Raw genomic sequence first — 25,945 nt, forward strand, 5'->3', positions numbered from 1 at the left:
GAATGAAGATACTCTACTCGCCCGCCTCGCCCTATTCCAACAAGGTCCGGATGGCTGCCCATCATCTCGGAATCGCTGCGGAAAGCGTGCTCACCGACACCAATGCCAATCCGCCGGAACTGGTCGACAGCAATCCGCTTGGAAAAATCCCGACGCTGATTACGGCCGATGGCCGGTCGATCTACGACAGCCGGGCGATCATGCATTTCCTCGACCGCGAGACCAAAGGCGGGCTCTATCCGAAGAACGCCGAGAAGCGCACCCAGGTCGAGATCTTAGAAGCGCTCTGCGACGGCATCTGCGACAGCCTGCTGGCGATCGTCTACGAAAAGCGCTTCCATCCGCCGGAAAAGGTGCATCAGCCCTGGATCGACCGGCAATGGGAAAAGGTCGAGCGCGGGCTCGACCATCTGGAAGCCCATCTGCCGAAGACCGGCGGCAAGCTGAATGCGGGGCATTTCGCGCTCGCCGCGATGCTGCGCTATATCGAGCTGCGCTTTGCCGGCGAATGGCAGAAAGGGCGGCCGAAGCTCAAGAACTGGCCGGCCAAGTTCGAGAAGCACTTTCCCGACTATCCCAAATTCAAGGCCTGAATTAAGGGTACAAAAAAGGCCGGGTCGCCCCGGCCTTTTTTGATTTGTTTAGATGGCTCAGAACTTGACGCCCATACCGACGCGGACGCTGTGTTCGTCATAGCCGGAGGAGACGGTCGAGCCGCCGGTGCGGAAGTCCTTGGAGGCGTAGTCCGTGTAGCGGTATTCGACGCGGGCGGTGACGTTGTCGGTGACGAAGGTTTCGGCACCGGCACCAGCCGTCCAGCCGACGAGGGTCTTGTCGTCGGAGCCCGCCGGGGTCGAGAGCTTGGCGTTGCCAAGGGCGAGACCGGCCGTGCCGTATACCAGCACCGGATTCATATCGACACCGACGCGGCCGCGAAGCGAGCCGTTGACGCCCTGCTTCACGCGGCGACCGCTGGAGTGGGAGTCGTTGCCGGCATAGTTGACGTCGGCTTCACCACCGTAGACCATCTGGCCGTCCTGGACGTTGTAGCCGCCGTAGAGACCGCCGCCGAACCCGGCCGAGGTGTTGCCGCCGGTGGCATCGGCTTCGCCGTGATGCCAATTGGCCGTGCCGCCGACATAGGCGCCGGACCAGTTCTTTACTGCCGGCTCGGTATATTCGGCAGCCGGAGCAGCCGGAACCTCGTCGACGGCGTCAGCGGCATGAGCTGCCTGGAAGGTTACCAGGGCAATGGCCGAAGCCATGAGAGTGGTGGTGAGGGTACGCATACTATTCTCCTTTCAGACCGGCGTTCCGAAGCATCTCGTTGGCGTGCTTTATCGGGACACCGGGTATCTACAATCAACCCGTCCGGTTGACCGGAAATTGGACAGAAAATGCGGATTCTCAAGAGCTAAAATGTGAAATTTTAGTGGCGTAGCCGCGTCCAAACTTTGATGTTGCCTTGATGACACAGAGGATTTATTAACCATAATTGAAGATTAACCAAAGATATACTATAAGCATAAAAGATACTTCAAAATACGCCGCTCACGTTAATTTTTCCGAAATGAATCGTCCGGGGAGTTTTTCAGCCCGGCCTTTCCTGCCTATATCTTTGTCCGACCGGAACAGGATTCGCAGAACGGGAAAGAACGTTGAAAAGGACATTGAAGGCGGCGCTGGTTACAGGCGGCGCCCGGCGTATTGGCAGGGCAATAGTTGAGGATCTCGCAGCACAGGGCTTTGCGGTCGCCATCCATGCGAACGGCTCCATGACCGAGGCCGAGGCGCTGGCGGCAGACCTGAGAAAAGCCGGCGCAAAAGCTATCGCCCTTCAGGCGGACCTCACCGATGTGAGGGCGGCATCGGTATTGATCGCACAGGCGACCTCACGGCTCGGCCCGCTCGATCTTCTCGTCAACAATGCATCGGTCTTCAACAAGGATAGTCTCGAAGAGTTCGACGAGGATGTCTGGGAGCGGCACTTCGCCCTGCATGTGCGGGCCCCGTCCCTGCTTGCCCGCGACTTCGCACGGCAGCGTCCGGGCGATGTTTCCGGCCTTATCGTCAATGTGATCGACCAGCGCGTCTGGTCTCCAAATCCACGCTTTTATTCCTATATGCTCTCCAAGTCGTCGCTCTGGACGGCAACCCAGACAATGGCGCAGGCGCTGGCGCCCGACATCCGCGTCAATGGCATCGGACCGGGCCCGACGCTGCCGAACGAGCGGCAGGACCGGTGCGATTTCGAAGCGCAGGTGAACGCGCTGATTCTCAGGCGCGGACCTGCCCTCGATGAATTCGGACGCGCGATCCGCTTCCTTTTCGAGACGCCATCGGTTACCGGACAGATGATCGCGCTCGACGGCGGCCAGCACCTCGCCTGGGAGACGCCGGATATTCGGGAGATAGTGGAATGAACGGGCGGACGCCCACCGACGGCGGCATCCTCTATGATGGCAGCGAAACCGATGACGAAGACGACCTCGTCGAGGTTGCCGAGAGCGAGCGGCCGGCGCCGGCGCTAGAATGGGCGGAGAGCAAGGCGGAAACGCAGGGGCTCAAAGGGGCCGAACTGATCCAGGCCTTCGTCAAGCTGCTGCCAAACGGACCGGGCGTCTACCGGATGTTCAACGAGGCCGGCGACGTGCTCTATGTCGGCAAGGCGCGCAGCCTGAAGAAGCGGGTGAGCAACTACGCACAAGGGCGCGGCCACTCTAATCGCATCGCCCGCATGGTCCGCGAGACGGCGAACATGGAGTTCGTGACGACGCGGACGGAGATCGAGGCGCTGCTGCTCGAGGCGAACCTGATCAAGCGCCTGCGGCCGCGCTTCAACGTGCTTTTGCGCGACGATAAGTCGTTTCCCTATATCGTCGTCACCGGCGACACCCGGGCGCCGGCGCTCTACAAGCACCGCGGCGCGCGCAGCCGCAAGGGCGACTATTTCGGGCCGTTCGCCTCCGCCGGCGCGGTCGGGCGGACGATCAACTCGCTGCAGCGAGCCTTTCTTCTGAGGACCTGCACGGACAGCGTCTTTGAAACGCGCACCCGCCCCTGTCTGCTTTACCAGATCAAGCGTTGTTCGGCGCCCTGCACGGGCGAGATCAGCGATCCGGACTATGCCGAGCTCGTGCGTGAGGCGAAGGACTTCCTCTCCGGCAAGAGCCAGGCGGTGAAAGCGACGATCGCCGCGGCGATGGCCGAAGCGTCGGAAAGTCTCGACTTCGAGCGGGCGGCGCTCTACCGGGACCGCTTGGCGGCGCTCAGCCATGTGCAGAGCTATCAGGGGATCAACCCGGCCGGCGTCGAGGAGGCGGACGTCTTCGCCATTCACCATGAGGGCGGCGTTTCCTGCATCCAGGTGTTCTTCTTCCGCACCGGCCAGAATTGGGGCAACCGCGCCTATTTTCCGAAGGCCGACCCGTCGCTCCCCGCCGCCGAGGTGCTCAGCGCCTTCCTCGCCCAGTTCTACGACGACAAGCCCTGCCCGCGGCAGATCCTGCTTTGCGAGGCGGTCGACGAGCAGGAATTGCTTGCCCAGGCGTTGAGCGAGAAGTCCGGCTACAAGGTGTCGATTCTCGTGCCGCAGCGCGGCGAGAAGAAGGACCTCGTCGAGCACGCGCAGGCCAATGCGCGGGAGGCGCATGGCCGCAAGCTTGCGGAGACAGCCTCCCAGTCACGCCTGCTCGAGGGCTTCGCCGATACCTTCAAGCTGCCCTACACGCCGCGCCGCATCGAAATCTACGACAACTCGCACATCATGGGCACCAATGCGGTCGGCGGCATGGTCGTCGCCGGCCCCGAGGGCTTCGTCAAAGGCCAGTACCGCAAGTTCAACATCAAATCGACGGACATCACTCCGGGCGACGACTTCGGCATGATGCGCGAGGTGATGACGCGGCGCTTCTCGCGCCTGTTGAAGGAGGAAGGCAAGCCGGACCGATCGGCCGAAGCGAGCGAAGAGGCCGCCTTCCCGGCCTGGCCGGACGTCATCCTTATCGATGGCGGCCAGGGACAGATGACGGCCGTTCGCGCCATCCTCAAGGAACTCGACGTCGAGGACTGCGTGGCGGCGATCGGCGTCGCCAAGGGCGTCGACCGGGACGCCGGTCGCGAACGCTTCTTTGCCGAAAGCGGGGACGGGTTCACGCTGCCGCCGCGCGATCCGGTGCTCTATTTCATCCAGCGGCTACGCGACGAGGCGCATCGCTTTGCGATCGGCTCGCACCGGGCGCGGCGAAAGAAGGAGATGGTCAAGAACCCGCTCGACGAAATCGCCGGCATCGGCCCGACCCGCAAACGAGCGCTTCTTACCCATTTCGGCACCGCCAAGGCGGTTTCCCGCGCCGGCATCAACGACCTGATGGCCGTCAACGGCATTTCGGAGACCGTGGCCCGCCTCGTCTACGAGCATTTTCATGAGGATGCCAAATAAGCGCAGCGGCGGCGCAATTCAGACTGCGTTCAGGCGAAATCCGCCAAATATGAAGGAGTGGCGCAATGACCTGTTGACCTTGTGGTCGCAAAGTCATTCTGTACACCTGAAACCGGAGGGTCTGGGAAGAGCTGGCGCTTGCCCGATGCCATCCGAACAATAAAATCGCATCGATGACCCGCGGGAAATGGGGATTGTCGTGTCCAGAGAAACCGAGTCCATGCCAACGCCCATTGCTTACAGCATCCCGAATCTGCTGACCTACTTCCGTATCCTCATCGTGCCGCTGATCGTGCTCTGCTTCTTCATCGAGGGGCGGCTGCACAGTTCCGATTTCGCCCGATGGACCGCTCTGGTGCTGTTCGTCACCGCTTCGGTCACCGATTTCTTCGACGGCTATCTTGCGCGCATATGGAAGCAGACTTCGAATATCGGCCGGATGCTCGATCCGATTGCCGACAAGCTGCTGGTCGCATCGATCCTGCTGCTGGTCGCCGCGGACGGCACCATTGCCGGCTGGTCGATCTGGGCCGCGATCATCATTCTTTGCCGCGAGATCCTCGTTTCGGGGCTTCGTGAATACCTCGCCGCGCTGAAGGTCAGCGTCCCGGTGACGCGGATCGCCAAGTGGAAGACCACCATCCAGATGGTGGCGATCGCCTTCCTGCTCGCCGGTCCCGCCGGCGACAAGATCGTGCCCTATATTACCGAAGCCGGTATCGTCCTTCTGTGGATTGCCGCGGCGATCACGCTCTACACCGGCTATGACTACTTCCGCGCCGGCCTGAAGCATGTGGTCAACGAATGAACACGGTTAACCTCGTCTATTTTTCCTGGGTGCGCGAGCGCATTGGCAAGGGTGAGGAAACGCTGGATCTCCCGGCCGGCGTCGTCACCGTCGGCGATCTGCTGGCGCATCTGAAGACGCTCGGCGCCGAATACGAATCGGCGCTCGAACACCAGAACGTCATCCGCGCGGCGATCAACCAGGAACATGTCGATCACGGCGAGCCGATCGCCGGCGCCCGCGAGATCGCGCTGTTTCCGCCGATGACAGGCGGCTGAGGCGATGGACGCTTCGGTCAGGGTGCGTGTGCAACGCGACGACTTCCATCTTGCAGCCGAAGTCGCTGCACTCACCCGCGGCCGGGCGGATATCGGTGCGGTGGTCACTTTCCTGGGCCTCTGCCGCGACGAGGCAGGGTCTCTGAACGCGCTCGAACTCGAACATTATCCGGGCATGGCGGAAGCCGAAATCGGCCGCATCTGCCACGAGGCGGTGCAGCGCTTCCGGTTGCAGGCCGCGACGGCCATTCACCGCTATGGCCGCATCGAGCCCGGTGAGAACATCGTGCTGGTGGTCACCGCCTCGCCGCATCGGCAGGCCGCCTTCGACGGCGCCAATTTCATCATGGATTTCCTGAAAACCTCGGCGCCCTTCTGGAAGAAGGAACACCGCGCCGATGGCAGCGCCGGCGAATGGGTCAGCGCCAAGGATGCCGACGACGCGGCGCGCGACCGTTGGAGCCGCTGAACGGCGATGATCACGGGATGACCTTTTCCCGCCGCGTCACGACGAGCACAATGACCAGAAAGCCGAAGATCGCGAAATCCCGCCAGAGGATCGGCCCGTAGGCGCTCCACAGGGTTTCCAGGAGCCCCACGCCGGCTGCGCCAAGGGCAGCGTAGAGTGGCGCCGCCTGGCCGCCGATCGCCGCGATGAACAGGACCTTGACGCCGAAGGTCAGCCCCATGCCGAAGTCCATGTTGCCGTAGTATGAGGCAGCCAGAATGCCGCAGAAGGCGGCGATCAGGGACGCGACACCATAGGCGACAATGTAGACCGTCGACGGATCGACGCCGCAGAGGGCGGCGGCCTCACGGTCCTCGGAGACCGCCCGCCAGTATCGCCCGAAATAGGAGTGCGTCAGCAGCCAATGACCGGCGGCGACGAGCGCCGCCATCAGCGCCGTGTTCAGCAGTTGCACGACCGTCAGCGTCACCGGAAATTCCGTGTCCGGCCAGAAGACGATAACCTGATTCAAGAAAGGCGGCAGCCAAAGGCTCCTCGTATCCGATGCGAGACGCGCCGTTTCCATGAGCACGATGAGGCTGCCGAGCGAGGCGACAACCACCGCATTTGCCGAGGAGAATGCCAGCGGCCGCATCACGTAGCGTCCGGCGACCAGCCCCGCGCCAAGACCGAAGCTCAGCGCCGCCGCCGCGCCGACGCCGAGGGCCGCAGGCAGCACCAGCCACAGCCGGTTCCAGCCGAAATCCGCAAACAGCACGAACATCTGCCCGGCAAAGGCGAAGAGCGCGCCATAGGTCAGGTCGGCCCGCCGCGTGACGGCGAAGGCGATTGCGTAACCGAAGGCAAGTGCCGCATAGAGCGCCGCCACGGGAACGGCATTGGCGATCTGCTGAAGGAAATAGGCCATGATATATCCGGTCGGTCGCGGCGATCGGGATCTAGACGATCCAAGAACGAAACCGCCATAATTCAATCGCGAAACGCGGAGGCCAGAAAGCGCAACGAACTTTGCTCTGCGGCTCTAGTGACAGAACCAATATAACTGGTAAAATGAGTTTTACTAGTTAGGATTTTCGCATGAGCTTCACCTGGACCGCGCATCGATTTTCGGGCGGCGCATTGGCGCTGGATGTCGCCAATTCGGTGGTTCTGCGCTTCGACCCGCAGCGTCGCATCGATCGTTTTGCGGATCAAACGGCAATCGACAGCTTTGCCGAAGCAGCCGATCTCCATGGCTCCGAGAGGCAGCGGTTCGGCAGGCTCGGCCCGATCGGGCCTGAAAGGCGGTCGTCGCTGATCGATCTGCGCGAGGCGGCGGACCGGCACTTCCGGGCGGTGGTGCGGGCCGAAGACCGGCCGGAGCTTCTTGCCGATCTATTGGAGGCGATCGCAGCGGTGGTGCGCCAGCCGGGGGATGGCGGCGGATACATCGCCCTCGACGTCGCGACGGCGCATTCGGCGCTCAGCCTCGTTGCCAATCCGGAGCCCGACCGCCTGAAGATTTGCCCGAACTGCGAATGGCTGTTCCTCGACCGCAGCCGCAACAGGAGCAGGACTTGGTGCGACATGGCGGTTTGCGGCAACCGCACGAAGGCCAAACGCCACTACCGCCGTTCCAAACAGGAAACGCAGCCATGAAAAACACCATCGCCATCGCCTTGGTCGCGGCCGCACTTGCCGGCTGCCAGCGCGAAACCGGACCGGATCCGCTGAAGCTGACCGGCAAGATGTTCGTCTTCAACTACCGGCTCGCCTACGCCACCTACACGGTCACGCTCAACAAGACGCAGCCGCTGCCCGACGGCAGCATCGTCGTGGCAAGCTTCGAGAACCCGGCCGGCGGCGAACCGCTGACGCTGACGCGCGAGCTCTTCCCGAAGCTCGACAAGGTGGTGCTGGAAAGTCCGGATATAACCTGCGTCAGGAAGGAGAGGCCCTATGCGGTGACGATCGAGGTCAAGGGGCCGGACGGAGCGACGCTGCAGAAGCTGGAAACGACGGTTATTTCCGATGTCGACCAGAGCGTCATGCCGGCAAGACCCTTGGTCGTCGGGCCGGCCTATGACAAGAACCCGGAAGTCTTCCGGAACGGGCTGGCGCCGACGAATTTCGACACGTCCGCCTGCCCGACATAAGAAAACCGGGGCGTCTCCGCCCCGGTTTCGAAGAACCGTTTCAAGCCTTTAGAGCGCGAAACGAAGAAAGCAGATCAGCCGACGATCTCGGTGCCCGCAAACCAGTAGGCGATTTCTTCGGCAGCCGTTTCCGGGCCATCGGAACCGTGAACCGAATTTTCGCCGATCGACAGTGCGTGAACCTTGCGGATGGTGCCTTCGTCCGCGTTGGCCGGGTTGGTGGCGCCCATGACTTCGCGGTTCTTGGCAATGGCGTTCTCACCTTCGAGAACCTGGACGATGGTCGGGCCGGAGGACATGAACTCGACCAGTTCGCCGAAGAAGGGACGCTCCTTGTGGACGGCGTAGAAGCCTTCAGCCTCGCGGCGGCTCATCCAGACGCGCTTCGACGCGACGACGCGCAGGCCGGCGTCTTCGAGCATCTTGGTGATGGCGCCGGTCAGGTTGCGCTTCGTCGCATCCGGCTTGATCATCGAAAAGGTACGTTCAATCGCCATTGGCTCAATTCCCTTGCTCTTGAGAAAGTGGCGGTTCATTAGCCGCCAATGCCGCGCAAAACAAGGGGGCGCCGGATGATTCGCCTGAGCCGGCGACAGTTTCACGCCGCTGTCACGGAACGGCCGAGGCCATTGTAGAGATCGAGGCAACGCTCGAACCAGTCCGAAACAACGTCGCCGGCGGTGAGCAGACGATGCGGCGAGACGATCCGCGCCCATTGCAGGGCGCCGAAGACAATGTAATCGGCAAAGAGTGGCCCATCGCCGCCGATGAAGGGCTGGAATTTCAGCATGTGGCGAAGCGGTTCGAGCTTCATCGAGAAAGTTTCGATATCCGCTTTTCCCGCCTCCGCGGTCGCCTCCAGCGACCTGCCGAAGCGCTGCTCGCGGCTCTGCCGGAAATAGGTCTGATCCACCGGTTCGAGGCTGTCATGGATATCCAGGATGGCGATGCGGCCGATCGCGGGATGCAACGTCATCTGCGACCAGCCTTCGACGAAGCGGGCCATTGCCTTGCCGCCCTCGCCGCCGAACAGCGTTGGGCGGTCGGCATAGGCGTGCTCCAGATAGAGGGCGATGTCGAAGCTGTCGCTCACGAGTTTGTCGCCGTCGCGGAGCAGCGGGACGATCTTCGTCACCCCTTGCTCGAGCTTCGGGATTTCGGTGAAGCCTACAGGCGCCACGTCGAAACCAAGTCCCTTGTGCGCGAGCGAAAGCTTGGTCTTCCACACATGCGGCGAAAACGGGCGCGTCCGGTCGGTACCACAGAGCGCATAAAGTGTGCGGGTCATGTCCCCTCCTGTTCTGAACATCGTTCGACGCATAAGAGGAGAGCGAGCCCGGGCGATCAAATCAGTAATTTTCATGAGTTGCATTCGACACGCGAATATCAATTCGCGCTAGGCTGGCCGGACAGCAAGGGAGAAGATGATGCTCGACCATTACCGGATGTTTGCCGACTACAATCGCTGGGCCAACCGGCTGCTCTACGCTGCCGCGGCCGAACTCTCCGATCAGGAGTACCGGCAGGACAAGGGCGCGTTCTTCGGCTCGCTGCATGGAACGCTCAATCACCTCCTCGTCGCTGACCGGATCTGGATGAAGCGGTTCACCAAGGAGGGCGACGCACCCACGAGGCTCGACGCGATTCTGCATGACGAATTCTCGGCCTTGACGGCGGCGCGGATCGCGGAGGACGAGCGCATCATCGCTTGGGTCGATAGCCTCGACGAGGCGCGGCTCGACGCGCACTTCACCTACTCGCCGCTCAGCAGGCCCGGCGAGATCAGCCAGAAGATCGCTCCGGCGCTCGCCCATCTCTTCAACCACCAGACCCATCACCGCGGACAGGCGCATGCGATCTTGACCGCGCTCGGACGGCCGTCACTGACCTTGGACCTGGCCTTCTTCCTGTGGAGCGAGGGGAAGAAGTGGGCGGCCTGAGGAGAGCCGGTCCTTGAATGCAGCCGACCAAGCCGTCGGGAGCGAACCCACCCGGGCGCGGATGAGCCATTTGACCAAGTGGCGCTGCCCCGACCAGACCGCGATCCCCAAAGCGACGCCGCCGACAATCGATCCGAGCGAGAAAGCAAGTGGCGGGAGGAACGGCTGCATCGGCGCAAGCAATAGCTCCGGCACGAAGCGGTGCAGGATGTAGACATGAAAGCCTGCCGCGGAGAGCGGCAGGACAAGCTGCACTGCCCATTGCGGCAGGCGGATGCGCGGCAGGAATAAGAGCGCCGCGAGCACGACGATCTGCAGCAGATATTTGATCCTCGTGCCGATCCAGACCCCCTCATAGAGGCCGAGAAACAGATAGATCGCCGTTCCTGCCGCCATAATCGCGAGCCGCTGCGTCCAGGTTCGGGCCAGTGCCGCACACCAGCCAACGACGGCCAGGTGAAAGATCCAGGGAAGCGTGAATATCTGCCGGTTGCCGATTTCCCAGAGCTCAGGCAGCGTCATCCGGGCGGCAAAAGCGACGGCGAGCAGCGCCATGCCAGCAGCAAAGGGCCGCACCGCGGCGAAGCGCCTGACGGACGGCACGGCGAACAGAGCGGCAAAGACCAGCACCATCTGGCAATAGGCCTCGATGAACCAGTAGAGATACGGCACCATGCTGTGCCTGTCGGGATCGGCGAGACCGAAATTGCCGACGAGGAAGACCGAGGCCCAGGGCACCTCTCCCCAGGCAAGAGCGTAAGCTGCGACGATCAAATAGTAGGGGACGAGAATCTGGGCGAGCGGCCGCAACAGCTGCCCGAGCGAGCCCGACAGGAGCGCGCCACTTTGAAACCGCGCCAGGCCAAATCCGGCGAGGATGACCATTGTCGCCGACCCGCCCGGGATCGGCCAGAGCGTCTCGTGGTGAAGCACGACGAGCAGAATGGCCAGCGCCCGAATCAAGAAGTCGGTGCCGATCTGCGGAGCCTTGCGCTCCTGGCGAACCATGACCGCCAATGTCTTGACCGGTATGGTCTCCCAGGCTTCGGGAACCTCGCCGAGGATCTTCTCAAGGCCCATCGACAGCTGCACGAAGCGGAGCGAATCCCCGCCGAGCGACAGGAAGCTGTCCTCGGGGCGAACCTTTTGCGGATAGAAAGTCTGCTCGAACAGGGCTTCGATGCTTTCCGCGCCGGAGGCCCCGCCGGCGCCCCGTCTCACCTGGCGAAGAACCTCGTAATCGACCTTGCCGGACGCCAGGCGCGGCAGCGCGTCGATGCGCGTCGCCCCTACCTGCAGGAGGGTCAAGCCGCTTGCGGCGACGAGCAGTTGGCGGACATCATCGGGGTCGCATTCCCCGACGAAGAAGGCGCGGATTTCGGCATCATCGCCGATGACGGCGGCCGCGATACCGTGCCGCTCGAGAGCCGCTTCGAGACCGTCATGGCCGATCCTCAGCCCGGCGATCTTCGATATGCGCTTCGTCCGTCCGACGATGCGGAAGAACCCGTCGGCGTCGCGTACCGCCAGATCGCCGGTTCGCAATTCGGAAAGCTCGGCGCCTCGAACGAGATCGGCCAGCGCACTGGCATAGCCCATCATCACATTGGCGCCGCGATAGACGAGCTCGCCGGCTTCCTCCGTATCGGTGATCAGTCGCCCGCTTTCATCCTCGATCGTCAGGCTGCCGCCGGGTATTGCGACGCCGATCCGATCCTCCCTGCCCCGCAGCCGATCCGGAGGCACATAGGCCATGCGGGCGGTCGCCTCCGTCTGGCCGTACATCACGAAGAAGGATGCGGCATTTGCAGTGAGATGATCGTTGTAGAGACGGACCTTCTCGGCCGGCAGGCGTCCGCCGGCCACGGTCATGAATCGCAACCGCGGAAATGTCCGCTCGCGAAAGCCCACCCTTTCCAGAAGCTCGTAGGAATAGGGAACGCCGGACAGATTGGTGCAGCCGCTTTCGGCAAGTCCGTCGAGGAAACCCTCGTCGAGAATGGATCCGCCGGGGATGTAAATGCTCGCGCCGACTGTGATGTGAGCGTTCAAGACGGACAGACCGTAGGAATAGTGAAGCGGCAGAACGAGGCACGTCCGGTCCGAGGTTCTGAGGCCGAGATATTCGGCAATTGAACGTGCATTGGCCTCGATATTCATCCTGGACAGCCGGACATATTTTCCCTGGCCGGTGCTTCCCGAGGTCGAGAGCAGGACGGCGAGATCGGGATGGGGAACGACCCGGTCGCCCTCCAGCCGCTCCGTGCGCCAGCGTCCATCCATCCTTCGACGGCAGAAATCCGGCTTGAAGATCTCACGATCGGCGCTCGTGGCGGACGGCCCCTGCAGCGCGACGGCGTGACCGGCATCGAGTGCGGCAAGATAGGCGACGATCGCGTGCTCCGAGAGATCGGCTTCGAGCATCACCAGTCCGCGCTCGCCCCGCCATTGGGATGCCTGCCGATCGACGCGGGCGGCCAGTTCCCGGTAGCTGATGACCTTCCCGTCCGGGAACACGAGGGCCGGCCTCTCGCCCTGGGCAGCCAGATGCGCAACACCGAACGGGAATATCGACAAATCGCCAGCGCCCAAAGCCACCTCCATTTTAGCGAGGCGGCATATTATTGCTGACTCTCGTCGTCAAGTATAAGCGCCGAACTAATATGGGGTCTTGCGCAGGAAGGTCCGCGACAAAACGCGGCACGCAGATCCGGCGCCGGGCGAAATCATAGCAAATGGCGACGAGGATGGCCCGGCCCCGCAAAGGGGACCGGGCCATGGGAAGAGCAGTCTGCCTGGGAGGACGAATGCTACACTATCGATTCCGCGTTACCGGCTAATACCTTAATAATATTCACCTTCTCCGCCACGGACCAGCTTCGGCTGCACGGCGTAGTCGGAGACAGACCCAGTGGAGGTACGGTCGATGGACCCGCTGGTGTGGCTAACCGCGGCCTCGCCGCCTGCCTTCGGGGCGCGTTCCGTAAAGAGCGGCTTGTCGCTGATGCCTTCGTAATAGCTGCCGCCGGCAAAGGCAGCAGAAGCGCCGCCAAGAACGGCAGTGGCGACAAGGGCGGCGGCGAGAGCTGTGTGGACTGCGTTTCTCATGTTCAACACTCCTGATCAGTCGTTCTCTTGAACGATGGGTTGGTCGCGACCACCTGTGAACGGATAAGTCTTCTCGAACGCGGCGGCCGTGCCGATGGCGCTCGATCCGAGCCAGATGATCGGAAGAGCGGTTGCTGGGCTCTTCGGGGATAGATGTGGGGCCTCATGATGAGGAGTGGAAGTATTGATTATCGGAACACGTCGTCCAGGAATCGATAACAATAGCCTCTTGAAAACGCCGCCCTCAGACTTATCGGCTGCCCACGACGCTCATCCCCTGACCCTTGCCTTCGGATAAAACTCGGGGCAAAAGGCCGCAATGATCCAGATCACCGGCCTCTCCGCCCGCGTCGCGGGCCGTCTTCTCATCGAAAACGCTTCCGTGACGCTTCCGGCGGGCACGAAGGCCGGTCTCGTCGGACGCAACGGCGCCGGCAAGTCGACGCTCTTCCGGATCATCACCGGCGAACTTGCCGCTGAGGCCGGCAGTGTTTCCGTGCCGAGGAACGCTCGGATCGGCCAGGTGGCGCAAGAGGCACCGGGAACGGACGAGCCGCTGATCGAAATCGTGCTGAAGGCAGACAAGGAACGCGCCGCCCTTCTGGCAGAGGCCGAAATCGCCACCGACCCGCACCGGATCGCCGACATCCAGACGCGGCTTGCCGATATCAGCGCCCATTCGGCGGAAGCGCGGGCGGCGAGCATTCTTGCCGGACTCGGCTTCGATCACGAGGCGCAGCAGCGTCCGGCCTCCTCCTTCTCCGGCGGCTGGCGCATGCGCGTGGCGCTTGCAGCCGTGCTCTTTTCCGAGCCGGACCTGCTGCTGCTCGACGAGCCGACCAACTATCTCGATCTCGAAGGTACCTTGTGGCTCGAGGATTACATCCGCCGCTATCCGCATACGGTGATCATCATCAGCCACGATCGCGACCTGTTGAACACGGCCGTCAACGCCATCGTTCACCTGGACCAGAAGAAGCTCACCTTCTATCGCGGTTCCTATGACCAGTTCGAGCGGCAGAAGGCGGAAGCCGACGAACTTCAGATGAAAGCGAAGGCCAAGAACGAAGCCGCCCGCAAGCATCTGCAGAGTTTCATCGATCGCTTCAAGGCGAAGGCATCCAAGGCCCGCCAGGCACAAAGCCGCATCAAGGCGCTCGAACGCATGGGCACTGTCGCCGCCGTCATCGAGGATCATGTCCAGGGCTTCTCCTTCCCCGATCCGGAGAAGCAGGTCGCCTCGCCCATTGTCGCGATCCAGGGCGGTGCGGTCGGATACGAGCCGGGCAAGCCGATCCTGAAAAGGCTTAGCCTGCGCATCGACGCGGACGACCGCATTGCGCTGCTCGGCTCCAACGGCAACGGCAAGTCGACCTTCGCGAAATTCATCTCCGGCCGCCTTGCGGCAGAGGCCGGCGAGGTGCGTATCGCTCCGGGCCTGAAAACCGGCTTCTTCGCCCAGCATCAGCTCGACGATTTGATCCCGACACAAAGCGCCGTCGAACATGTGCGCCGCCGCATGCCGGATGCGCCGGAAGCAAAGGTCCGCTCGCGCGTCGCACAGATGGGACTATCCACCGAAAAGATGGACACCCCCGCCAAGGACCTTTCCGGTGGCGAGAAGGCGCGGCTCCTCATGGGGCTCGCCGCTTTCGATCAGCCGAACCTCCTGATCCTCGACGAGCCGACCAACCATCTCGACATCGACAGCCGCAACGCGCTGATCACCGCCCTCAACGATTATTCCGGCGCGGTCATCCTGATCTCGCATGACCGCCACCTTATCGAAGCGACCGCCGACCGATTGTGGCTGGTGCGGGACGGAACGGTGACGAGCTACGACGGCGACCTCGAGGACTATCGAAGCGTCATCGTCGGCGGCCCCAAGGCGAAGGACGAAAAGCAGAGGACCAACGGCTCGGACGAAAGCCTGTCGAAGGCCGACCAGCGCAAGGCCAATGCCGACAGGCGCGCGTCGCTCGCGCCGCTCCGGAAAAAGATAAACGAGATCGAGTCCTTGACTGGGAAACTGGAGAAACTGATTCAGACGCTCGATGCCGAACTGGCCGACCCGACGCTCTACGAGAAAGCGCCTGCAAAGGCGGCTCAACGCGCAAGGGAACGGGCGGAGGCGGCAACAAAGCTCGCCGAGGCCGAAGAGCAATGGCTCGAGCTTTCGGCCGAATACGAGCAGGCGATGGCCGGTTAGCTCGATAGACGAGATCGGCGGCTCTATGGCGTTACACAAGGCACGAATTGGCGCATACGGAAGAACAGACGATGAGCACATTGGACCGTCGTTACACTTATCAAGCAAGTAGTTACCTGGCTTGTCGATCGGGATTTTGTTGCCGCTGAAGCGCGCTCACGGGGAGTTCGTCTGTCTGCTGACTTGATGCGACGAGCAGTAGAGGAATATGGCCGGACACTGGTCTTGCCTCCTGACGAAGCATTCTTGGACATTGATGCCATCGCTGTGGCAAATTCCGAGGGGCGAATTTGGTCCATTCGGTTCGATCTATGGACGCAGGAAGAGGGGCGATCCGATCTATCTCTAGAATGCACCGCTGTCATTGACCGTAGTACGCTCCAATTGGAAATCGAAAACATTCACGTTTTATAATTGCGGCGAGAAAGATATGTCGACCGTGCTACGGTCGAAAGAGCGCGATCGGCCTGCGGATCAGCCGAGTTCGAAGGTCGTAATCCCGTAAATTCGTGGAAGCGGCAGGTCCGACGCCGGTCCGCGATACATGCGCGCCGTCTCGAAAACCGGCTTCATGTTGTAGCGTTCGCAAAGCGCCCTCGCCGAGGCGTTCGGTTCGGGAATGTCGAGGTAGATCCGCTGCCCCTTTGCTCCCGCAGCCAGCTTGCGGAAGATGAGGTCGGCACCCGTCTCGTTGTCGGCGAAGAGCGGGCCGATCTTCAACCCTTCGCGGCAGGCGCGGATCGTCCCGTAGCCGGTGATCGCGCCATCCCTTAGGAGAAGCACACTTCGCCGCGTCGGCAACTGCTTCGTCCACTCGTACAGAAAAGCGTCACGGCGCGCCGGATTGAAGCGGCGGTCATAGTCGGTCAGGGCTGCGACATGAACTGGAGCCACATCGATCAGATGGGTGCCCGGCGGTTCGGACACGTCGACAGAACCGCCATAGCGGACATTTGCATGCGCCCGGGCAAAGCCCGATTTTCGGTAGTTGTCCTGCTGCGCGACCACTCCGTCGAGGCCGATGACGCGGCCTGCGGTGCTGGCGATCGCTCGCTGCCAAAGAGCGAAGCCGATCCCCCGGCCCCGAAAGGCCGGATCGGCGATATAAAGGCCTAAAAAGGCATAGTGGGTGCCATACCGCACGAGGGAGATGGCGGCGGCGAGAGTCTCCGCTTCGGTCGCAACCCAATAACCTTCCGGATCGGCGGCCCAGAACGCATTTGCGTCTTCCAGGCCGGGATTCCATCCCTCCCTCGCCGCCCAGTCGATGATCGTGTCAAGCTCGGCGCGCGTCGCGCGGCGGATGTTCGGCATGGCAAATCCTCGACTGTGCTCCGAATAATGAGGGTGCAAGACCATCGTCATCCGAGGCATAACAGATTTGTTTGCATCTTGTGCCCCGAGGTGCCAGCTTGTTTCAAGCTAACTTGCCCCCCGCCCTCAATCTGCTACAAGGGGCGGCAATAAGTCATACTAATTAAGAGCGAAGCACCCATGTCCCCCATTCGAATTGCCATTGTCGGCGTCGGCAAGATCGTGCGCGATCAGCATCTGCCGGCGCTTGCCAAGAATGCCGACTATCAACTGATCGCGGCGGCGAGCCGCCATGGAACGGTCGACGGCATCGACAATTTCAAGTCGATCGAAGCAATGCTCGAAGCAGTACCGGCGATCGACGCGGTGTCGCTCTGCATGCCGCCGCAATACCGCTATGAAGCGGCCCGCACCGCGCTCGAGGCCGGCAAGCACGTCTTCCTCGAAAAGCCGCCGGGCGCGACCTTGAGCGAGGTCGCGGACCTGGAGGCGCTGGCGGCGGCCAAGGGCCGTTCGCTCTTCGCCAGCTGGCATTCGCGCTATGCACCGGCGGTCGAAGCCGCCAAGGCCTTTCTGGCGTCGACGACAATCCGCAATGCCAGGATCATCTGGAAGGAGGATGTCCGCCACTGGCATCCGAACCAGGAATGGATCTGGGCGGCCGGCGGGCTCGGCGTCTTCGATCCGGGCATCAATGCCCTGTCGATCATCACCCATATCCTCCCGCGGCCGATCTTCATAGCCTCGGCGACGCTTGAATTCCCCGAGAACCGCGACGCGCCGATCGCCGCCTCGATCGCCTTCAGCGATGCCCAGAAGCTCGACGTTTCGGCCGAGTTCGACTGGCGCCAGACGGGCAAGCAGAGCTGGGACATTACTGCCGACACGGAAGCCGGCGAGATGGTTCTCTCCGAAGGTGGCGCCAAGCTTGCCGTCGACGGCAAGATCGTCCATGACGAGCCGGAGCAGGAATATCCGATGCTCTATCGCCGTTTCGCCGAGATCATCCAGGAGGGCCGGTCGGACGTCGACCTGTCGCCGCTCCGGCACGTCGCCGACGCCTTCATGCTCGGCCGACGGAAATTCGTGGAAGCGTTCCACGACTAATGGGATTGCCCCTCATCCACTTGACGTGCGCAATCAGGCCTTCTTCTCCCAACGCCCGTCGCGGTTCTGCTGCCAATAGGTGAGATTGTGCCCCTCGCCCTTCAGCCGCTTCCATTGGCCGCGCGCCGCCTCGAGTTGCTCCTGGTCATAGCCGTCGAACATGAAGACGACGCGCTCGTAATCGGAAACGGGCGGCGGCTCGGCGCCGTCAACGAGAAAGCGCACAGTGGACCCGTTGTGATTGACCTTGTCGGCGACGATCAGGATCGGTTGCTCGGCGGCAAACTCACCCGCATCCGTGCCGTGCGGAAGGAAGCTGTCGTCGCGATAGACCCAGAGATGCGTGTCGAGTGCATCGCGCCTTTCCGCATCGACCGTTTGCACCACCACCCGCCAGCCTCGCTCGAGGCTCCTGTCCAGGAGCGGCGGCAGGGCGTCCTCGAGTTTCGATTCCGTCAGGTGATAGAAAAGAATTTCGGTCATGCCGATCTCTCCCGCAGCCCGTTACAGCGCCGCGCGTCTTATCAGACGACGCAAAGGTCGCTGTAGCACCTTGAATTGCTGCATGTTCCCTTAAATCGGCTAGGATCTAAGGGAACATGCAGCAGGCAATCAGGATTCGTAGTTGGCCCGGACCAACTCGTCGAGGAGACGCACACCGAAGCCGGAGCCCCAGGACTGGTTGATCTCATCGGTCGGCGAACCCATCGCCGTGCCGGCGATGTCGAGATGCGCCCAGGGCGTGTCCTTGACGAAACGCTTCAGGAATTGCGCCGCCGTCACCGAACCACCGTAGCGTCCGCCAGTGTTCTTCATGTCGGCGAACTTGCTGTCGATCATCTTGTCGAACTCCTTGCCGAGCGGCATCCGCCACAGGCGCTCCTGCGAGGTCGTGCCGGCCTTCAGCAGTTGCTCGGCGAGCCGATCGTCGTTTGAGAACAAGCCGGCATAGTGATTGCTGAGCGCCACCATGATCGCGCCGGTCAGCGTCGCCAGATCGATCATCGCCTTCGGCTTGAAGCGCTCGTTGCAATACCAGAGCGCGTCGCAGAGAACGAGCCTGCCTTCGGCATCGGTGTTGATCACCTCGATCGTCTGGCCGGACATGGACGTGACGATATCGCCCGGACGCTGCGCACTGCCGTCCGGCATGTTCTCGACAAGCCCGATGATGCCGACGGCATTGACGCCCGCCTTGCGGGCTGCAAGCACATGCATGAGACCGGTGACGGCGGCGGCACCGCCCATATCGCCCTTCATTTCCTCCATGCCGGACGCAGGCTTGATCGAGATGCCGCCAGTGTCGAACACGACGCCCTTGCCGATGAAGGCAATGGGCTTGTCCTTTGCCTTGCCGCCCTTCCACTGCATCACGACCAGCCGCGGCGGGCGGGCAGATCCTTGCGCGACGCCGAGGAGCGCACCCATTCCGAGTTTCTTCATTTCCCGCTCGGTCAAGGTCTCGACCTCGACGCCGAGCTTCTCCAGTTCCTTGGCACGGGCCGCAAACTCCACCGGGCCGAGCACATTGGCGGGCTCATTGACGAGGTCGCGCGCCAGGAAGACGCCCTCGCCGACCGCCTGGACGATGGCGAATGCCTTCTTGGCGGCGATGACCATACCGGTGACGATGGTGACCTTCACCACTTTCTGAGAAGACTTCGAATCGTCGTCGGACTTGCGTGTCTTGTAGCTGTCGAAAACATAGGCGTTCATTTCCATGCCGAGGGCGAAGTCGGCCGCCGCCTTACCGGTGACCTCGGCGTCCGGCGCATCGATGAAGATGGTCGCCTTCTCGGCTTTGCGCAGCTTCGCGGCCGCGGCACCGCCGGCTTTCAGCCAGTCGTGGCTCGTGAGCGCCGCGGTGTCTCCAAGGCCGAGAAGAATGATCCGATCCGCCGGCGAGCCATGCGGGGCGACGATGTCGAGGGTGGAAAGCGCCTTGCCGGTAAACTTGCCGATCTTCGCCGCCTTCGGCAGCACCCCCTCGGGATCTACGACAGCGGCACCGGCCGGTTCCTTCGCGCCGGCGACCTGCAGGAGGACTGCTGAGCCCCCGGTCGGGCGGTGGGATTTGCTGAAAGTGAACTCGAACTTCATCGGCATACAGGAACTCCGGCATTTCTGGTGGGCTTCCGTCCGGCTGTTACCGGACGGCTACAGTGGCGGACATTCGCGACGCCGACCATGTTCAAAACCGTGGCGCGCACCCTTCTCGCTTTTGAAGCGCTTGGCAAGATGCCCGCACATGTTTACATGCGGTTAACCGCAGTTCTTCGCCTTATATTATCCCTGTTGTTCGAGACTCTGTGTTTCAAGGCGGGAAACGGAGACCGGTTCGGCCGGAACGCGAATACGAGGCTCGTAAACGCATGAACGGCTCGAATGAAGAGCAGGATTTGGGTCGGAAACGGGTATGAAGCTGATCGAACGCTACATCTTCCGGCGCGCCATGATCATGTTCCTGGCAACGCTCCTGCCGCTGCTCGGCATCGTCTGGACCACGCAGGCGCTGAGCAACGTCAACCTCGTCACCGACAGCGGCCAGTCGATCTTCGCCTTCCTCAAGCTCGCAACCTTGATCCTGCCTTCGGTGGTCCCGATCATCCTGCCCTTCGCGCTTTTGATCGGCGTCACCCAGACGCTGAGCGTGATGAACACCGATTCGGAACTGACGGTGCTCAACGCCGCCGGCAGCTCGCGCATGTCGGTCATCCGGCCGGTGATTTATCTCGCCGTCGGGCTGAGCGTCCTATCCTTCGTCATCGACAATTTCGTCGAGCCCTATTCGCGGGTTGCCGTGCGCAAGATGATTGCGACGGCGCACGCCGACCTGCTTTCCTCGGTCGTGCAGGAAAACGCCTTCCGGAAGATCACCGACGGGCTTTACGTGCAGGTCGCCGCACGGCGCAGCGGCGGCGTCCTGCACGGCATCTTCGTCGCCGATTCGCGCAATCCGAATTTCGAACTCGTCTATTATGCGCGCGAGGGCGCCGTTGACGAGGAGCGCTCGGCACTGGTGATGAAGGACGGCGAGGTCCACCGCAAATTGCCGGACGGCGGCGTCTCGGTCATCAAGTTCGATTCCTATGCCTTCGATCTTACCGACATGACCAGGGCGGCGGGCGAGGCCACCATCCGGGCCAAGGATCGAGACCTCTTCTATCTCATCGATCCCGATCCGGAAGATCCTTCCTACAAGCGCTCGCCGCTGACCTTCACGGCAGAACTGCATCGGCGCCTTACCGAATGGACCTACCCGCTCCTCTTTGGATTGATCGCCCTCGTCGTCAGCAGCGATGCCCGCTCGCACCGGGAGGCACGCGTTCATCCGACGATCAGTGCCGTGGGCGCCGCCCTCGTCGTCCGCTGGATGACCTTCTACGCCGGCAACAGTGCGGAAGATTCGATCTGGTTCGTACCGCTCATGTATCTGGTGCCGCTTGTGACCGGCGCCTTGGCGATCCGCCAGCTCGCCAGCAACCGCCGCCTCGACATACCCATGACGTGGAAGGAAAAATTCACCGACCTCATGCTGCGGCTTCGGCTCGCGCGGCCGGCCGGCGCTGACGGGGAACAGGCGTCATGATCCTCAACACCCTCGGACGCTATTTCTTCAAGCGTTACATCGTCACCACATTCTGGTTCCTGGTCGGCATCTTCGCGCTGATCTTCATCATCGATTTCAGCGAGCTCTCCAGCCGCATGTCGGCCCTGCCGCATTACACGGTCAGCGGCGCCCTGTTGATGACGACGTTCCGCATCCCGACCATCCTGCAGCAGACGGTACCCTTCGTGGCCCTGTTTTCCGCCATGGCTGCACTGATCTCGCTCAACCGCCGCTACGAGCTGGTCGTCACGCGGGCCGCCGGTATCTCCGTGTGGCAGTTCCTGAGACCCTTCGTGCTGGGCGCTTTTCTCTTCGGCGTTCTCGCCGTCGCCGCGCTCAACCCGCTTGCCGCCTGGGGAACAAAAAAGGCCGAAGCGCTGGAGGCGGAATGGGGTTCCTCCCGCTCGGCGCAATCCAATTCGATTCCGTGGCTTCGCCAGATCTATGACGGCACGGACACGATCATCGGCGCCCGGTCCGTCCAGAACGGCGGCACGGAGCTCATCAACGTCACCGTCATCCACTTTGATCCACAGGGAACCATCATCCTGCGGCAGGATGCCAAATCGGCGAAACTCGAAGATGGTTACTGGCTCCTTAACGGGGTCACCGAAAGTGGCAACGGACGCCTGCCCCGCCGTCTGGAAACGGTACGACTTCGCACCAATCTGAAAGCCGATTTCGTTCAGGAACGCTTGGCAAAGGCTGATTCCATTCAGTTTTTCGACCTGCCGCACAAAATCGAAGTGGCCCGATCCTTCGGCTTCTCGACCGACGCCATGGAGACCCAGCTACACTCGCTCCTATCGCTGCCACTGCTTCTCGTTGCGATGACTCTGATCGCCGCCTGCGTGTCTCTAAAATTTAGCCGGTTCAACCAATCGCGCTCCGTAATTCTCGGTGGAATCCTCTCAGGCTTCGTGCTTTATGTCGTCACCGTGCTTGTCAAAGCATTCGGGAGCAGCGGTATCGTGCCTCCTTTCGTTGCAGCCTGGCTGCCAGTTGTTGTAGCGATGGCGCTGGGCTCGACGATTCTATTGCATCAGGAGGATGGCTAGTGGCGGCAGGCAACCGCGGACCTATGAAGCTTATCAACGCCGCCCTCCTTGCAGGCGTGGCGCTGCATGCGCTTGCCATCGGAATGCATGCGCCGGCCATGGCGCAGGACACCTCCACCCGAATCGATGAGCTGCAGCCGAACATCCCGGCCGACGCAAAGCTCCTGCTGACCGCCAATGAGTTGGTCTACAACCGCGACACGGAGATCGTCACCGTGCGCGGCAACGTCCAGATCGAGTATGGCGGCTACAAGATGGTGGCCCGCCAGGTCGAGTACAATCAAAAGAGCGGCCGCATCCTTGCGACCGGCGAAGTCCAGCTGATCGAACCCGGCGGCAATGTCGTCTATGCCGACAAGATGGACGTCACCGACGATTTCGGCGACGGTTTCGTCACGGCGTTGCGGATCGAGACGACCGACCTGACGCGGCTCGCGGCCGAAAGCGGTGAACGCCGCAACGGCGAAGAATTCATTCTCAACAAGGCGGTCTATACTGCCTGTACGCCCTGCTCGACCAAGCCGGAACACCGCTCGCTGTGGCACATCAAGGCGCAGCGTGTCATTCAGAACGGCCGCACCCGCACGATCCGGCTTGAGCACGCCTATTTCGAGCTCTTTGGAAAGCCGATCGCCTACATACCGGTGATGGAAATTCCCGACCACACCGTCAAACGGAAGAGCGGCTTCCTGTTCCCGACATTCCGCTACGCGCAGAAACTCGGCGCCGGCGTCGGCATCCCCTATTATTGGGCGATCTCGCCCTATATGGACGCGACCGTCACAGCGACCGGATTGACGCGCCAGGGCTTCCTGCTAGAAGGCGAGTTCCGCCAGCGGTTCCACAACGGCATGCATACGCTGAACGTGGCCGGCATCAGCCAGATGGACCGGGACCAGTTCACGCCTGGAACGGTCGATGCGCAGGAAACCGCACGCGGCATGGTGGCGTCCAAGGGCCGATTCGAGATCAATCCGCGCTGGACCTTCGGCTGGAACGTTCTCGTCCAATCGGACAACAACTTCGCCAAGACCTATGATCTTTCGTCGTTCGACGGCACGACCTATGTCAACCAGGCCTACTTGTCCGGCCTCGGCAAGCGCAATTATTTCGACCTGCGCGCGTTCTATTTCGACATACAGGATGCCGATCCGGATAGCATTGCGGAAAACCAGCAGCCGATCGCGCAGGTCCTCGACTATTCCTACACGGCGCCCGAGCCAGTGCTGGGCGGCGAACTCAACGCCGACTTCAACTTCACGAACGTCAAGCGCAACCGGCTCGACCGCAATACTACGGTTTTCGGCGTCGACCGCTTCCGCGGGCTCGAGGGAACCTCGCATCGCCTGACCGGCGAACTTGAATGGAAACGAACCTTCATCGCGCCCGGTGGGCTGGCGCTGACGCCGCTGCTTGCGGCACGCGGCGACGCGATTGGCGTCAATGTCGACGACCCCGTCGGCTACACCGGCGATTTCACAAGCAGCGATGCGGTGACGCGGAGCATGCTCACCGCGGGTCTCGAGGCGCGTTACCCGATCCTTTTCGCCGGCGAAACGAGCAGCCATGTGCTGGAGCCGATCGCACAGATCTATGCGCGGCCGAACGAACAATATGCCGGCGCACTGCCGAACGAAGACGCCCAGAGCTTCGTCTTCGACGCGACCAATCTCTTCGATCGCGACAAGTTTTCCGGTTTCGATCGGATCGAGGGCGGAACCCGTGCCAATGTCGGCCTCCGCTACACCGGAAGCTTCGACAACGGCTACGGCCTGCGCGCCATTGCCGGGCAATCGTTCCACCTCGGCGGCCTCAACTCCTTCGCAACGGACGATCTCGTCAAGGCTGGGGCCGATTCGGGCCTGGAAAGCGATCGATCCGACTACGTGGCGATGTTCGGCGTCGACGCGCCTTCGGGTTTGATGGCAAGTCTCTCCGGCCGTCTGGACGAAGAGGACTTCAGCCTGCGTCGTGCCGATGCGACGGTGGGCTATCTCGGTCTGACATGGCAGGCCGCCTTCACCTATACGCGCATCGAGGCACAGCCGCTCTACGGCTCGGCCTTCGACCAGGACGAGATCCAGTCGGCTGCCGCCTACCGGTTCCATGACTACTGGTCGGTTTTCGGCGGGGTGACCTATGACATCAATGAGGGCGTCGTAACCCGCCATGGCTTGGGACTGACCTATGACGATCAGGACACGCTGTTCTCGATCGTCTACAAGTCGGAGCGGGATACGGACAGCACGGTCGCCAATGACTGGTCGATCGGTGCCCGCATCAGCTTCCGTACGCTCGGCGACATCAATGTGGGCGAGACCAGGTTCGAAGAGCTCGACTACTTCTGAGACTTCCCGGTTCCCTCTTTAATCTTGAGCGACGTCTTCCCGCCGCATAAATGCGGCGGGCTCGATTGATCATGCGCTCTTGTCATTGTTTAGCCGCATGTATTATGCATTTCCCACAAATTGACAGTGGGAAGGCGGACGGTTGAGGCTGTGGCAACGGCTGCTGGCAATCGACGCGGGATGAGCAGGGAACGATGATGGGCGGGAAATTCTCGATCGTGAAGGCGCTCTCCGCCCTGGCGGTCGCCGGGGTGCTGAGCATTGCTTCGGGTGCGGCCGTTCAGGCTGCGAGCGGAGTGAGTGTGATCGTCAACAATACCGTTATCACCTCGGGTGATATCGCCAAGCGCGTGGCGTTCCTTCGCCTGCAGCGCCAGGGCGGCGGCGCGGCCGAAGCCAAGAAGCAACTGGTCGACGAGGTGCTGAAGCGCGCCGAGATCGCACGAGTCCAGCAATCGGTGAGCACTCAGGAGGTCGACGCCGCCTATGCGCGGTTTGCCGCCGGCAACAAGCTGTCGGCCGAGCAGCTCGGCAAGATTCTCGACCAATCCGGCGTCGGGATGGAGCATTTCAAGCAGTATATTGCTGTCCAGATGAGCTGGCCGCGGGTCGTCAACTTCCGCTATGGCAGCGCCACCCGCCTCTCCGGTGGCGACCTCGTCAAGCGCATGATGGAAGGCGGCGGCGACAAGCCGGTCACCACCGAATACTTCCTGCAGCAGGTCATCTTCGTCATACCGGAAAAGAAGCGCGGCGCGATCACCGCCAAGCGCCAGGCCGAAGCCAATGCCTCGCGCGCGAAGTTCCCCGGTTGCGAGACGTCGAAGGTCTTCGCGGCGAACTATCGTGACGTGTCGATCCGCAGTCTCGGCCGCGTGCTTGCCCAGCAGCTGCCGGAGGATTGGAAGCCGCTCGTCGAAAAGGCGGGCGACGGCATGACGACCGGCACGCGGGTCACCGAAAAGGGCGTCGAATATCTCGCAATCTGCAAGAAGCGCCAGGTCAATGACGACGCCGCCGCTGAAGTCGTCTTCCGGGCCGAGGACATCGGTAAGAAGAAAGCCGGCGGCGAAGATCCGAACAGCGAAAAATATCTCGAGGAACTGCGCTCCAAGGCGCAGATCGTCAACAAATAAGACGG

25 protein-coding genes are annotated in these 25,945 nt (G+C 62.0%); 16 read left to right on the plus strand and 9 right to left on the minus strand.

Going from position 1 to position 25,945, the window contains the following annotated elements:
- Positions 1–2: 2 nt before the first annotated feature.
- Complete coding sequence (locus ATC00_RS05770) at positions 3–593, plus strand: glutathione S-transferase (protein ID WP_064252239.1); 591 nt, start codon at positions 3–5, stop codon at positions 591–593.
- 57 nt (positions 594–650) lie between these two features.
- On the opposite strand, the gene ATC00_RS05775 is transcribed toward ATC00_RS05770, so the two are convergent.
- Positions 651–1,289: an outer membrane protein gene (locus tag ATC00_RS05775; RefSeq protein ID WP_037379798.1), complete on the minus strand. Its 639-nt coding sequence runs from the start codon at positions 1,287–1,289 to the stop codon at positions 651–653.
- 369 nt (positions 1,290–1,658) lie between these two features.
- Between ATC00_RS05775 and ATC00_RS05780 the strand changes: the two genes are divergently transcribed.
- The 5 genes from ATC00_RS05780 to ATC00_RS05800 all read left to right on the plus strand — a co-directional run bounded on the left by ATC00_RS05780 (position 1,659) and on the right by ATC00_RS05800 (position 5,975).
- Complete coding sequence (locus ATC00_RS05780) at positions 1,659–2,423, plus strand: SDR family oxidoreductase (protein WP_037379796.1); 765 nt, start codon at positions 1,659–1,661, stop codon at positions 2,421–2,423.
- Positions 2,420–4,441: an excinuclease ABC subunit UvrC gene (uvrC, locus tag ATC00_RS05785; protein WP_037379794.1), complete on the plus strand. Its 2,022-nt coding sequence runs from the start codon at positions 2,420–2,422 to the stop codon at positions 4,439–4,441. The genes ATC00_RS05780 and uvrC overlap by 4 nt, the downstream gene beginning before the upstream one ends.
- A gap of 220 nt (positions 4,442–4,661) precedes the next feature.
- Positions 4,662–5,249 (plus strand): CDP-diacylglycerol--glycerol-3-phosphate 3-phosphatidyltransferase, encoded by a 588-nt coding sequence (pgsA, locus tag ATC00_RS05790; RefSeq protein ID WP_037379793.1) that lies wholly within the window; start codon positions 4,662–4,664, stop codon positions 5,247–5,249.
- A complete protein-coding gene (gene moaD, locus ATC00_RS05795) occupies positions 5,246–5,506 on the plus strand; it encodes a molybdopterin converting factor subunit 1 (protein WP_037379791.1) in 261 nt (86 codons plus the stop codon). Before pgsA ends, moaD begins: the two co-directional genes overlap by 4 nt.
- Before the next feature lie 4 nt (positions 5,507–5,510).
- Positions 5,511–5,975 (plus strand): molybdenum cofactor biosynthesis protein MoaE, encoded by a 465-nt coding sequence (locus ATC00_RS05800; RefSeq protein WP_037379790.1) that lies wholly within the window; start codon positions 5,511–5,513, stop codon positions 5,973–5,975.
- A 10-nt stretch (positions 5,976–5,985) separates the two neighbouring features.
- Here the strand turns inward: ATC00_RS05800 and ATC00_RS05805 are convergent, their stop codons facing one another.
- Positions 5,986–6,882, minus strand: coding sequence for a branched-chain amino acid ABC transporter permease (locus ATC00_RS05805; RefSeq protein WP_037379788.1), 897 nt, complete (start codon positions 6,880–6,882; stop codon positions 5,986–5,988).
- 170 nt (positions 6,883–7,052) lie between these two features.
- Between ATC00_RS05805 and ATC00_RS05810 the strand changes: the two genes are divergently transcribed.
- Positions 7,053–7,613 carry a CGNR zinc finger domain-containing protein gene (locus ATC00_RS05810; protein WP_037379785.1) on the plus strand — a complete coding sequence of 187 codons (561 nt, stop codon included), beginning with the start codon at positions 7,053–7,055 and terminating at the stop codon, positions 7,611–7,613.
- The gene (locus ATC00_RS05815) at positions 7,610–8,110 is read left to right on the plus strand and encodes a hypothetical protein (RefSeq protein ID WP_064252240.1); all 501 of its coding nucleotides are present in this window, start codon (positions 7,610–7,612) and stop codon (positions 8,108–8,110) included. The genes ATC00_RS05810 and ATC00_RS05815 overlap by 4 nt, the downstream gene beginning before the upstream one ends.
- A 74-nt stretch (positions 8,111–8,184) precedes the next feature.
- Here the strand turns inward: ATC00_RS05815 and ndk are convergent, their stop codons facing one another.
- Both ndk and ATC00_RS05825 read right to left on the minus strand, forming a co-directional pair.
- Positions 8,185–8,607: a nucleoside-diphosphate kinase gene (gene ndk / locus ATC00_RS05820; protein WP_012707487.1), complete on the minus strand. Its 423-nt coding sequence runs from the start codon at positions 8,605–8,607 to the stop codon at positions 8,185–8,187.
- A 101-nt stretch (positions 8,608–8,708) separates the two neighbouring features.
- Positions 8,709–9,398 (minus strand): glutathione S-transferase family protein, encoded by a 690-nt coding sequence (locus tag ATC00_RS05825; RefSeq protein WP_064252241.1) that lies wholly within the window; start codon positions 9,396–9,398, stop codon positions 8,709–8,711.
- 139 nt (positions 9,399–9,537) lie between these two features.
- Here ATC00_RS05825 and ATC00_RS05830 point away from each other — a divergent pair, with 139 nt between their 5' ends.
- On the plus strand, positions 9,538–10,050 hold the full coding sequence (locus tag ATC00_RS05830; RefSeq protein WP_064252242.1) for a DinB family protein: 513 nt from the start codon (positions 9,538–9,540) through the stop codon (positions 10,048–10,050).
- Here ATC00_RS05830 and ATC00_RS05835 read toward each other — a convergent pair.
- Entirely contained in the window at positions 9,991–12,654 is a 2,664-nt protein-coding gene (locus tag ATC00_RS05835) for an AMP-binding protein (RefSeq protein WP_064252243.1), read from the minus strand. The genes ATC00_RS05830 and ATC00_RS05835 overlap by 60 nt on opposite strands.
- A 240-nt stretch (positions 12,655–12,894) precedes the next feature.
- The gene (locus tag ATC00_RS05840) at positions 12,895–13,158 is read right to left on the minus strand and encodes a hypothetical protein (protein ID WP_064252244.1); all 264 of its coding nucleotides are present in this window, start codon (positions 13,156–13,158) and stop codon (positions 12,895–12,897) included.
- Positions 13,159–13,477: 319 nt separating this feature from the next.
- Between ATC00_RS05840 and ATC00_RS05845 the strand changes: the two genes are divergently transcribed.
- Both ATC00_RS05845 and ATC00_RS34180 read left to right on the plus strand, forming a co-directional pair.
- A complete protein-coding gene (locus tag ATC00_RS05845; protein ID WP_064252245.1) occupies positions 13,478–15,367 on the plus strand; it encodes an ABC-F family ATP-binding cassette domain-containing protein in 1,890 nt (629 codons plus the stop codon).
- A gap of 99 nt (positions 15,368–15,466) precedes the next feature.
- Positions 15,467–15,781, plus strand: a complete 315-nt coding sequence (locus ATC00_RS34180) for a DUF7668 domain-containing protein (RefSeq protein WP_420066861.1) — start codon at positions 15,467–15,469, stop codon at positions 15,779–15,781.
- A 60-nt stretch (positions 15,782–15,841) separates the two neighbouring features.
- Here the strand turns inward: ATC00_RS34180 and ATC00_RS05850 are convergent, their stop codons facing one another.
- A complete protein-coding gene (locus tag ATC00_RS05850; protein WP_064252246.1) occupies positions 15,842–16,681 on the minus strand; it encodes a GNAT family N-acetyltransferase in 840 nt (279 codons plus the stop codon).
- 180 nt (positions 16,682–16,861) lie between these two features.
- On the opposite strand from ATC00_RS05850, the gene ATC00_RS05855 reads away from it, so the two are divergent.
- On the plus strand, positions 16,862–17,788 hold the full coding sequence (locus tag ATC00_RS05855) for a Gfo/Idh/MocA family protein (RefSeq protein WP_064252247.1): 927 nt from the start codon (positions 16,862–16,864) through the stop codon (positions 17,786–17,788).
- A 33-nt stretch (positions 17,789–17,821) separates the two neighbouring features.
- Here the strand turns inward: ATC00_RS05855 and ATC00_RS05860 are convergent, their stop codons facing one another.
- Both ATC00_RS05860 and ATC00_RS05865 read right to left on the minus strand, forming a co-directional pair.
- Positions 17,822–18,271, minus strand: a complete 450-nt coding sequence (locus ATC00_RS05860; RefSeq protein WP_064252248.1) for a DNA polymerase III subunit chi — start codon at positions 18,269–18,271, stop codon at positions 17,822–17,824.
- 129 nt (positions 18,272–18,400) lie between these two features.
- Positions 18,401–19,894: a leucyl aminopeptidase gene (locus tag ATC00_RS05865; protein ID WP_064252249.1), complete on the minus strand. Its 1,494-nt coding sequence runs from the start codon at positions 19,892–19,894 to the stop codon at positions 18,401–18,403.
- 310 nt (positions 19,895–20,204) lie between these two features.
- On the opposite strand from ATC00_RS05865, the gene lptF reads away from it, so the two are divergent.
- From lptF to ATC00_RS05890, 4 genes are all read left to right on the plus strand, one after another.
- Positions 20,205–21,377, plus strand: a complete 1,173-nt coding sequence (lptF, locus tag ATC00_RS05875; RefSeq protein WP_037379765.1) for an LPS export ABC transporter permease LptF — start codon at positions 20,205–20,207, stop codon at positions 21,375–21,377.
- Complete coding sequence (gene lptG / locus ATC00_RS05880; protein ID WP_037379763.1) at positions 21,374–22,456, plus strand: LPS export ABC transporter permease LptG; 1,083 nt, start codon at positions 21,374–21,376, stop codon at positions 22,454–22,456. Before lptF ends, lptG begins: the two co-directional genes overlap by 4 nt.
- On the plus strand, positions 22,456–24,804 hold the full coding sequence (locus ATC00_RS05885; protein WP_064252250.1) for an LPS-assembly protein LptD: 2,349 nt from the start codon (positions 22,456–22,458) through the stop codon (positions 24,802–24,804). Before lptG ends, ATC00_RS05885 begins: the two co-directional genes overlap by 1 nt.
- Positions 24,805–24,998: 194 nt before the next feature.
- Complete coding sequence (locus ATC00_RS05890) at positions 24,999–25,940, plus strand: SurA N-terminal domain-containing protein (protein ID WP_037379758.1); 942 nt, start codon at positions 24,999–25,001, stop codon at positions 25,938–25,940.
- The last annotated feature ends 5 nt before the right edge of the window (positions 25,941–25,945 follow it).

This window comes from Sinorhizobium americanum (assembly GCF_001651855.1).
Lineage (GTDB): Bacteria > Pseudomonadota > Alphaproteobacteria > Rhizobiales > Rhizobiaceae > Sinorhizobium > Sinorhizobium americanum.

What these genes read in the sequence shown, in the direction of transcription:
- ATC00_RS05815 (WP_064252240.1), top strand. Translation starts at nt 7,610, where the DNA reads ATGAAAAACACCATCGCCATCGCCTTGGTCGCGGCCGCACTTGCCGGC.
- ATC00_RS05835 (WP_064252243.1), bottom strand. Translation starts at nt 12,654, where the DNA reads ATGGAGGTGGCTTTGGGCGCTGGCGATTTGTCGATATTCCCGTTCGGT.
- ATC00_RS05890 (WP_037379758.1), top strand. Translation starts at nt 24,999, where the DNA reads ATGATGGGCGGGAAATTCTCGATCGTGAAGGCGCTCTCCGCCCTGGCG.
- ATC00_RS05800 (WP_037379790.1), top strand. Translation starts at nt 5,511, where the DNA reads ATGGACGCTTCGGTCAGGGTGCGTGTGCAACGCGACGACTTCCATCTT.
- moaD (WP_037379791.1), top strand. Translation starts at nt 5,246, where the DNA reads ATGAACACGGTTAACCTCGTCTATTTTTCCTGGGTGCGCGAGCGCATT.
- ATC00_RS05775 (WP_037379798.1), bottom strand. Translation starts at nt 1,289, where the DNA reads ATGCGTACCCTCACCACCACTCTCATGGCTTCGGCCATTGCCCTGGTA.
- lptF (WP_037379765.1), top strand. Translation starts at nt 20,205, where the DNA reads ATGAAGCTGATCGAACGCTACATCTTCCGGCGCGCCATGATCATGTTC.
- ATC00_RS05830 (WP_064252242.1), top strand. Translation starts at nt 9,538, where the DNA reads ATGCTCGACCATTACCGGATGTTTGCCGACTACAATCGCTGGGCCAAC.
- ATC00_RS05845 (WP_064252245.1), top strand. Translation starts at nt 13,478, where the DNA reads ATGATCCAGATCACCGGCCTCTCCGCCCGCGTCGCGGGCCGTCTTCTC.
- lptG (WP_037379763.1), top strand. Translation starts at nt 21,374, where the DNA reads ATGATCCTCAACACCCTCGGACGCTATTTCTTCAAGCGTTACATCGTC.
- ATC00_RS05805 (WP_037379788.1), bottom strand. Translation starts at nt 6,882, where the DNA reads ATGGCCTATTTCCTTCAGCAGATCGCCAATGCCGTTCCCGTGGCGGCG.
- pgsA (WP_037379793.1), top strand. Translation starts at nt 4,662, where the DNA reads ATGCCAACGCCCATTGCTTACAGCATCCCGAATCTGCTGACCTACTTC.
- ATC00_RS05855 (WP_064252247.1), top strand. Translation starts at nt 16,862, where the DNA reads ATGTCCCCCATTCGAATTGCCATTGTCGGCGTCGGCAAGATCGTGCGC.
- ATC00_RS05850 (WP_064252246.1), bottom strand. Translation starts at nt 16,681, where the DNA reads ATGCCGAACATCCGCCGCGCGACGCGCGCCGAGCTTGACACGATCATC.
- ATC00_RS05825 (WP_064252241.1), bottom strand. Translation starts at nt 9,398, where the DNA reads ATGACCCGCACACTTTATGCGCTCTGTGGTACCGACCGGACGCGCCCG.
- ATC00_RS05810 (WP_037379785.1), top strand. Translation starts at nt 7,053, where the DNA reads ATGAGCTTCACCTGGACCGCGCATCGATTTTCGGGCGGCGCATTGGCG.
- uvrC (WP_037379794.1), top strand. Translation starts at nt 2,420, where the DNA reads ATGAACGGGCGGACGCCCACCGACGGCGGCATCCTCTATGATGGCAGC.
- ATC00_RS05840 (WP_064252244.1), bottom strand. Translation starts at nt 13,158, where the DNA reads ATGAGAAACGCAGTCCACACAGCTCTCGCCGCCGCCCTTGTCGCCACT.
- ATC00_RS05770 (WP_064252239.1), top strand. Translation starts at nt 3, where the DNA reads ATGAAGATACTCTACTCGCCCGCCTCGCCCTATTCCAACAAGGTCCGG.
- ATC00_RS05860 (WP_064252248.1), bottom strand. Translation starts at nt 18,271, where the DNA reads ATGACCGAAATTCTTTTCTATCACCTGACGGAATCGAAACTCGAGGAC.
- ndk (WP_012707487.1), bottom strand. Translation starts at nt 8,607, where the DNA reads ATGGCGATTGAACGTACCTTTTCGATGATCAAGCCGGATGCGACGAAG.
- ATC00_RS05865 (WP_064252249.1), bottom strand. Translation starts at nt 19,894, where the DNA reads ATGCCGATGAAGTTCGAGTTCACTTTCAGCAAATCCCACCGCCCGACC.